Consider the following 8,214-nt stretch of genomic DNA (forward strand, 5'->3'; position numbering starts at 1 on the left):
TTCGGCTGTTTTTATCTTACATCCTGTCGAGTTTTTACTAAAAAAATGAAAGTTTTCTTCAGCGTTTACCGTCTTCATAAGCGGTAAAAACCGGCTTTCTAAATTTTTGTCCACATTTTAAAGATTTTCTTTTTTATTTACAAGTTTAAACCGGCATAAGTATAACCGGCGTCTGCAATCGCCCTTTCAAATTCGCTTTCTGGAACGTTTTTCGAAAGCTTTACCGTAACCTGCGAAGTCTTGTGGTCTGGCGAGGCTGTCTCTACGCCTTCGATTTTTTCAAGCGCTCTTTTTACGTGATTTTCACAGTTGCAGCACATCATTCCTTCTACTTTTAATGTTTTTTCTGTTAATTCTGCCATTTTTTCGGCCTCCTGTTTATTTTTATTTTCCGCAGAAACTACATTTTGTGCAGTTAAAGCGGATTTTTTGCTTTTTTTATTTTTTGAATTCCTCAAATTGAAAAAATTCAATCTGAGCGCATTTATTACAACACAAAAACTTGAAAGGCTCATTGCCGCCGCTCCAAGCATTGGATTCATTTCCAGACCAAAAAGCTTTATGTATGCGCCTGCGGCAATTGGAATTAAAAGAATATTGTAAAAAAATGCCCAGAAAAGGTTTTCGTGAATATTTTTTACAGTTTTTTGGCTGAGCCGGATTGCGCGGCTTACGTCCAGAAGACTGTTTTTTATAAGGACAACATTTGCCGCATCTATTGCAACATCTGTTCCAGAGCCGATAGCCATTCCCGTGTCTGCCGCTGTAAGAGCCGGGGCATCGTTTATTCCGTCTCCGACCATGCAGACTTTTCCTTTTTTCTTGAATTCGAGAACTTTTTCCGCTTTTTTGTCTGGAAGAACGCCTGCAATCACTTCGTCAACGCCTGCCTGAGCTCCGATCGCGCGGGCTGTTTTTTCGTTGTCGCCTGTGAGCATTGCGACAAAAATTCCCATATTTTTTAATTCTTCTATGGCTTTTGAGCTGTCGCTTTTTATTACATCTGCCACGGCTATAATGCCTAAAAGCCTGTCTTCTTCTGCAAAAAATAGCGGGGTTTTTCCTTGCTCTGCAAATTTTTCCGCAAGAATTTTAGGCTTTTCGCTTATATTAGAAAGTTTTGACTGAATAAAGCTCAGGTTTCCGCCGTAAATTTTTTTCCCTTCAAGTATTGCCGAAAGGCCGTTTCCGGGAATGGCTGTAAATTCAGAAGTTGGCTTTAACTCAATTTTTTCTTCTCCGGCTTTTTTTAACACTGCCTTTGCAAGCGGATGTTCGCTTTTTGATTCGAGCGAGGCGGCTTTTTCTAAAAGCTCGCGTTCAGAAACTTCAAATGCAAAAATGTCGGTTGCAAGAGGCTCTCCTTTTGTGATTGTTCCTGTTTTGTCCAAGATTACAATTTTTGACTTTCCTGTCTGTTCAAGCGCAGCGGAGGTTTTGAACAGAATCCCGTTTTTTGCGCCGATTCCGTTTCCGACCATTATTGCGACTGGAGTTGCAAGACCGAGCGCGCAAGGGCAGCTTACGACAAGAACGGTTATTGCGCGGTTTAGGGCGAATGAAAACTCTTCGCCTGCAAAAATCCAGGCCAAAAATGTAAAAATCGAAATTAAAATTACTGCCGGAACGAAAATTCCAGAAACTTTGTCCGCAATTTTTGCAATCGGAGCTTTTGTCGCGGCGGCGTCGCTTACCATTTGAATTATCTGCGAAAGAGTTGTGTCTTCTCCGACTTTTACGGCCCTGCATTTTATAAATCCTGTCTGATTTAAAGTTGCCGCGCAGACCTTGTCGCCGTTTTTCTTGTCAACAGGAATCGATTCTCCTGTGAGCGCAGATTCGTTTACAGAGCAGCTTCCTTCAATAATAATTCCATCGGCAGGAATATTTTCTCCAGGGCGGACTACAAAAATATCGTCTTTTTGAACTTCTTCGATTTTGACAGTTTTTTCTGCTCCGTTTTTTAGGATAACCGCGGTTTTTGGAGAAAGCTTCATAAGGCTTTTAAGCGCGTCTGTTGTCTTTCCTTTTGAGATTGACTCTAAGAGCTTTCCGACTGTTATAAGAGTTACAATCATCGCCGCGCTTTCAAAATAAAAACCGTTCATAAGTTTTAGAGTGCGCGCGCTGTCCATTAGCAAAACCGAATCCGTCATCTCAAAAAGCACAAAAACGCTGTAAACAAACGAAACTCCGGAGCCAAGGGCAACGAGAGTGTCCATGTTAGGCGCAAGATGAATAAGACTTTTAAATCCAGAAACGAAGAATTTTTTATTTACGAGCATTATGAGAGCCGAGAGAACCATCTGTAAAATTCCCATTGCGACGTGATTTCCGCCGTTTTTGGTAAGCCAGGCTGGAATCGGCCAGCCAAACATCATGTGTCCCATGCTAAAATACATTAAGACTGACAGCAGCAAAACCGACCAGACGAGCCTTTTTTTTAAGAGCGGAGTCTCGCTGTCTTCGGACGGAGTCTGGCCTTGAATTGAATGGCTTTCTTTTGATGAGAATTTCTGCGCTTTGTAGCCGGCTTTTTCGACAGCATTTATTATTTTTTCGGAAGAGGCTTCTCCTTCGACTCCCATGGAATTTGTCAGAAGGCTTACCGTGCATGAATTGACTCCCGGAACTTTTAAAACCGCTTTTTCAACTCTTGCAGCGCAGGCCGCGCAGGACATTCCAGTTACTATGTATTTATCCATAAATTTTCCTTTTGCTATTTCATAAGCTTTTGAAGAATTTCCACAAGCTCGCCGACGGTTTCTGTTTTTCCGTCTTTAATATCGTTCACTACGCAGGAATTTATGTGTTCTGCCAAAAGAACTTTGTTGAACGAGTTTAACGCCGCATTCACCGCCGAAACCTGAATTAAAATGTCCGGGCAATAGGCGTTGTTTTCGAGCATTTTTTTGATTCCCCGAATCTGGCCCTCAATACGGCTGAGCCTGTTTGAAAGAATCTTAAATTCTTCCGGACTTCGTTCTTTTGTTCTTGCTGAGCAGCAGCATTTGTTTTTTGATTCCATTAGGATTTCCTTTCTTTTTATATTTTTTCCAGAAAATATATAATACCTCTATGGGGTATGTGTCAATAGAGTTGTCCTGAAAAACTGTATCTAAGAAACCGCAATATTGTTATATTGAATATATGACTCGGAAAATTTTTAAATTTTTTTTAACGGCCTTTTTTTTGTGCGGCGCGGTTTTTGTCTTGCCTGCCCAAAAGACTTCTGTTCCGTCGCTTTTTAAGTATAAGCTCGAAAACGGACTTGAACTTTTTGTAATGGAAAATGATTCTGCTCCGCTTGTTTACATCGAAATTGCCGTAAAAGCCGGAGCTGTTGCCCAGACGCCGGAAAACGCGGGGCTTTTTCATCTTTACGAGCACATGATGTTCAAAGGAAATGCAAAATACGCAAATCAAAAGGAGGCGTATGCCGCTTTGAATAAAATGGGCGTTTCTGAGTGGAACGGAACGACTTCGATTGACCGCGTAAATTATTTTTTTACAGTGCCGTCGGGACTTTTAAAAGACGGACTTGAATACTGGTCTTATGCAATCCGCACTCCGCTTCTTGACGAAAAAGAGCTCGAAAACGAGAAATCTGTTGTTTTGTCGGAAATAGAAGGCGGAATGAGCGAGCCGGGAAGAATTTTCGGCGCAGGAGTTTTTAAAAATCTTTTTTTTGAATGTCCCTGGAAAACCGACACTTCCGGCGATCCAAAAATCATAAGAAATGCGACAGCGGAAAGCCTTAAAAAAATTCAGGAAGAATATTATGTTCCTGCAAACACCGGACTTTTTGTCGGAGGCGATGTAAAGCACGAAGAAGTCTATTCTCTCGTAAAAGAAATTTACGGCGGCTGGCAGAACGGAAAAAACGCCCAAATTGGAAAGAAAATCGAAACTTCGTCAAAAACTCCATTTTCGGCCATAAAAAAGCTTGTCTTTGCCGATCCTCAAAATTCAAAGGGAATAAGCAGAATTGTTTTTTATCTGCGCGGACCTGACGCCCAGAGCGACGAGAATGACACTTATGCGGCAGATGTCTGGTCGTATCTCCTTTCAAACCCGTCTGGAAATTTTATTTCCGGGGCAATACAAAATAAAGAACTGAATATTCCAGATGCGGATTATATCGGCGGCTCGTATTCGACAATGCGGGCTAGCGGAGTTATAAGTTTTTCTGCCGCTTTTATGAATGATGAAAAAATTTCACCACAAAAAAGGGCGCAGCTTATTCTTGACTACTGGAACACGCAGGCAGTGGACGATATGCTCAAAAGCGGAACTGGATACGACGAAAAAGACATAAAAAGCGTAAAGGGCAGGCTTGAAGACAGCAGAACCTATTCAATGGAAACCGCTTCTCTTTTTTTACGGGGCTTTTCTTCGGAATGGGCTTCTTCTGGTGCGGATTATGCTCTTTCTTATGACGAAAATATTTTAAAAGTTGAAAATAAAGATGTCCGCTCTTTTGTTGAAAAATATATAAAAGATAAAAAAGGGCTTGCCGTTCTTTTTGTAAACCCGGAATATTACAGGGAAAATAAAAAAGAATTTGAAAAAGACGGCTGGCAGGAGCTTAATGCAGAAAATGCCCGCTGGTGGAAATAAATCCGCTCTAAAAAGGCATTTTTCGGAGGAAAATAATGAAGATTATAAAAAAAGCATTTTTTGTTTTGCTTGCGGCACAAATATTTTTTCTTGCAGGCTGCGCCTCGTCTCCAAAAAACGAAAAAGACGCTTATTATGAAGAAAATGTAAAAGATTTTTCGCAATATGAGTTAAAAAACGGAATTCCAGTGATTTTTAAAAAGACGAACGGCGGACAGGTTTTTGTTTTGCGCACGGTTTTTGAAGGCGGAACTCCGCTTGTAAGTCCAAAAATGGCAGGAATTGAAGGCCTTGCACTTGAGCTTATGTTCCACGGAAGCAAAAAATTTTCGTACGAAGACATTCAAAACATGCAGTACGGAATTTCTTTTTCGATGAGCGCTTCGAGCGGACGCGATTACAGCGTCGCCGGAATAAAATGCCTCCAAAAAGACTTGGATGGCGTTCTCGAAGTCTATGCCGATTCAATAAATTCGCCGGCTTTTTTAGAAAACGATTTTAAGCAGATGATGCTTAACGAAGAAGATTCTCTTGTGCGCTCAAAATCTGATCCGAGCGGCCAGCTTGGAATTGAGCTTGAAAAAACGGCGTTTGGAAAAACTTCTTATGCAAGCTCGGCCTCTGTAACCGAAGAGTCGTTAAAGCTTATTACTTTGGACGAAATTAAAAATCACCATAAAAAACTTTTGGATGCAAAAAGAATAAAATTTGTCGTTGTCGCAAATATGGACTTGGACGGACAGAAAAAACTGGTCGAAAAGCTCAATTCTTATTTTGGGGCGATTCAAAAAGGAAGCTACAAATCTCCGGAAGTTGGAGAGATTTTGGTTGAAGGCGAGGATATTTTCCTAAAAAATGAGCAGGCTGGAACTTCTGGCTATTCAATCGGATTTTTTAACTGTCCAGAGCGGTATGATCCGGATTATGTGCCTTTTGCAATTTCTCTTATGTATTTGGATGATATATTTTTTGACCAGGTGCGCGAGAAAGCAGGCGCTGTTTACTCAATCGGAACGGGCGTTCTTGGCGGAAAGCAGATGCTCGGAGCGATAAGCGCTTACAAAATAAGCGATACGGAAAACATTCATTCGTTGATTTACAAGGCGATTGAAAGTTTTCCGGGCGAAAAGCAGGTTGAAGAAAAACTAGAGCAATACAAAAACAAATACATTACGACATTGTTCGATTCGAGCCAGAGCGGAACAGGAGTAGCCGCAAATATTATTACTTCGCTTGAATATTCAGGAAAACCGGACACATATCTAAAACGCTCTTCTCAAGTGCAGAACGTAAGCGCAGGACAGGTTTATTCTGCATTTAAAAAGTACATATCGCCAGAGTCAAAAAATAAAATCCGCTGGATTACGGTTACAAAATGAGAAGCCTTTTTGGCAAAAAAAGGCTTTTTATAGAATTTGTTTTGATTTTAAGGTACTATGAATCCGAGGTGGTTTTTATGAAAGTTGCGATTTTTTTTGGCTCTAAATCAGACAAAGATACTATGAAGAAAGCGGCAGACGTTTTAAAGGAATTTGGAATTGAATACAAGGCTTTTATTCTGTCGGCTCACCGCGCAGGCGCGCTTTTGCACGAAACTGTAAAAAAAGTTGAAGATGAAGGTTTTGAAGTGATTATTGCAGGAGCCGGACTTGCGGCGGCTTTGCCGGGTGTTATTGCAGGAGCAACGACACTTCCTGTTATTGGAGTTCCGCTCGAATGTGTAAATCCCGGAGTTTCTAACGGTCTGGGCGGAATGGACGCGCTTCTTTCTATTGTGCAGATGCCTCCGCAAATTCCGGTTGCGACAGTCGGAATAAATTCTGCAAAAAACGCGGCTTACCTTGCGGCGGAAATTCTTTCGATAAAATATCCAGAGCTAAAAGAAAAACTTGCGGCTTTCCGCAAAAAGCTTGCAGATGAAGCCGTGGCTTCCGGTCTTGGCGTTGCGTTTTAGCGCATAATGACACAAGAGCGAAAAATTGATATTATAAAAAAATCTTAGCCCGCACTGGAGCAGCGGCGTTAGCCGGTCCGAAGGACTGAGGGTTACCGAACTGCGCAAGCGCGGCCGGGAACGAAAAATGCGCTCCAAATTATTGAGGAAAAATATGGCGACAATTGACTACAAAGATTCTGGCGTTGATGTTGAAGAAGGTTACAACGCTGTAAACGAATACAAGGTTCATGCAAAGCGCACCCGTATTCCTGGACTTTTGACGGATTTGGGAAGCTTTAACGGAATGTTTGAAATTCCTGCCGGCTTAAAGCATCCGGTCGCTGTTTCTGGCACTGACGGTGTGGGCACAAAGCTCGACATTGCTTTTCAGATGGGAAAATACGACACTGTTGGAATTGACTGCGTTGCAATGAGCGTAAACGACATTTTGTGTTCCGGTGTAAAGACTTCGTTCTTCTTGGACTATGTTGCCTGCGGAAAACTCGACGCAAAAGTTGCCGGACAGCTTGTAAAAGGTGTTGCCGACGGCTGCGTTGATGCCGGATGCGCGCTTCTGGGCGGAGAAACCGCCGAAATGCCTGGTTTTTACGATGACGGAAAATACGACCTTGCCGGTTTTGGCGTAGGTTTTGGCGAAAAAGAAAAAATGATTACCGGCGACAGAATCGAGGCCGGGGATGTTTTGATTGGGCTTTCTTCGACAGGATGCCACTCAAACGGATACTCTCTTGTCCGCAAGCTCGTAAAGGATTTTAACGAAGACTTTAACGGAAAACCGATTGGAGAAGTTTTGCTTACTCCGACACGCATTTATGTGCGCCCTGTTATGGACGCTTTGGAGACATTTGGCGAAAAAATCCACGGAATGGTTCATATTACAGGCGGAGGCTTTTATGAGAATGTTCCTAGAATGTACAAAAAAGGCGCGAACCTTGTAAGCGTAATCAAAAAGGACAGCTGGGAAAAGCCTGCGATTTTTGCCGAGCTCGAGCGCCGCGGAGCAGATCCGGAAGGCATGTGGGGAACATACAACATGGGAATCGGACTTGTTCTTGCCGTTAAAAAAGAAGATGCCGATGCGATTGCCGAGCATTTTAACAAAAAAGCTGCTGATTTTGCGACAGATGTCCACAAGAAACTTGGAATTCCAGATATGAAGGCCTATAAAATCGGCTATGTAAAAGCTTCTGAGCACGATTTGGGAGCAGACCTTAAAGGCTCGCACGAAGCAACAGTTCTTGAATAGAATTAAAAAATATTTTGTATGATAAGAAACCGGCTTAAATTCTGTTTTTGCCGGTTTTTTTATGCCTGTCCAGTTTTTTCTTTCAATGTTTGGTTTTCGGACACTTTTTTATTATTGCTTGATGTAAAGACGTAAATCCGGAAAGCGCCGCAAGCCTTGCAGGAAAATGTTGCAGGACTGACAGGAGAATGTTGCAGGACTTACAGAAAGATATTTACATACTGTCAGGAAAATGCCGCAAGCCTTACAGAAAGATATTTACATACTGTCAGAAAGATGCCGCAAGCCTTGCATATGGGATTATCGGGTCAAGCCCGATAATGACAAGAAGTCCAGCCCGATAATGACAAGAAGACAAGCCCGATAATGACATAAAATTATATGCGTGAGG

At 42.1% G+C, this 8,214-nt stretch carries 6 protein-coding genes; 4 read left to right on the forward strand and 2 right to left on the reverse strand.

The window, feature by feature from the left end:
• Positions 1-137: 137 nt before the first annotated feature.
• The gene (locus B2X33_RS04905; protein ID WP_296668048.1) at positions 138-2,705 is read right to left on the reverse strand and encodes a heavy metal translocating P-type ATPase; all 2,568 of its coding nucleotides are present in this window, start codon (positions 2,703-2,705) and stop codon (positions 138-140) included.
• A 14-nt stretch (positions 2,706-2,719) separates the two neighbouring features.
• Positions 2,720-3,028: a metal-sensing transcriptional repressor gene (locus B2X33_RS04910; RefSeq protein WP_296021053.1), complete on the reverse strand. Its 309-nt coding sequence runs from the start codon at positions 3,026-3,028 to the stop codon at positions 2,720-2,722.
• 185 nt (positions 3,029-3,213) lie between these two features.
• Here B2X33_RS04910 and B2X33_RS04915 point away from each other — a divergent pair, with 185 nt between their 5' ends.
• The 4 genes from B2X33_RS04915 to purM all read left to right on the forward strand — a co-directional run bounded on the left by B2X33_RS04915 (position 3,214) and on the right by purM (position 7,823).
• Positions 3,214-4,620 (forward strand): M16 family metallopeptidase, encoded by a 1,407-nt coding sequence (locus tag B2X33_RS04915; RefSeq protein WP_296668050.1) that lies wholly within the window; start codon positions 3,214-3,216, stop codon positions 4,618-4,620.
• A gap of 35 nt (positions 4,621-4,655) precedes the next feature.
• Positions 4,656-5,999: a M16 family metallopeptidase gene (locus B2X33_RS04920; RefSeq protein WP_296668052.1), complete on the forward strand. Its 1,344-nt coding sequence runs from the start codon at positions 4,656-4,658 to the stop codon at positions 5,997-5,999.
• Positions 6,000-6,076: 77 nt separating this feature from the next.
• Positions 6,077-6,574 carry a 5-(carboxyamino)imidazole ribonucleotide mutase gene (purE, locus tag B2X33_RS04925; protein WP_296668054.1) on the forward strand — a complete coding sequence of 166 codons (498 nt, stop codon included), beginning with the start codon at positions 6,077-6,079 and terminating at the stop codon, positions 6,572-6,574.
• 154 nt (positions 6,575-6,728) lie between these two features.
• The gene (gene purM / locus B2X33_RS04930; protein ID WP_296668056.1) at positions 6,729-7,823 is read left to right on the forward strand and encodes a phosphoribosylformylglycinamidine cyclo-ligase; all 1,095 of its coding nucleotides are present in this window, start codon (positions 6,729-6,731) and stop codon (positions 7,821-7,823) included.
• Positions 7,824-8,214 lie beyond the last annotated feature (391 nt).

The organism is Treponema sp. UBA785 (assembly GCF_002297065.1).
Classification (GTDB): Bacteria; Spirochaetota; Spirochaetia; order Treponematales; family Treponemataceae; genus Treponema_D.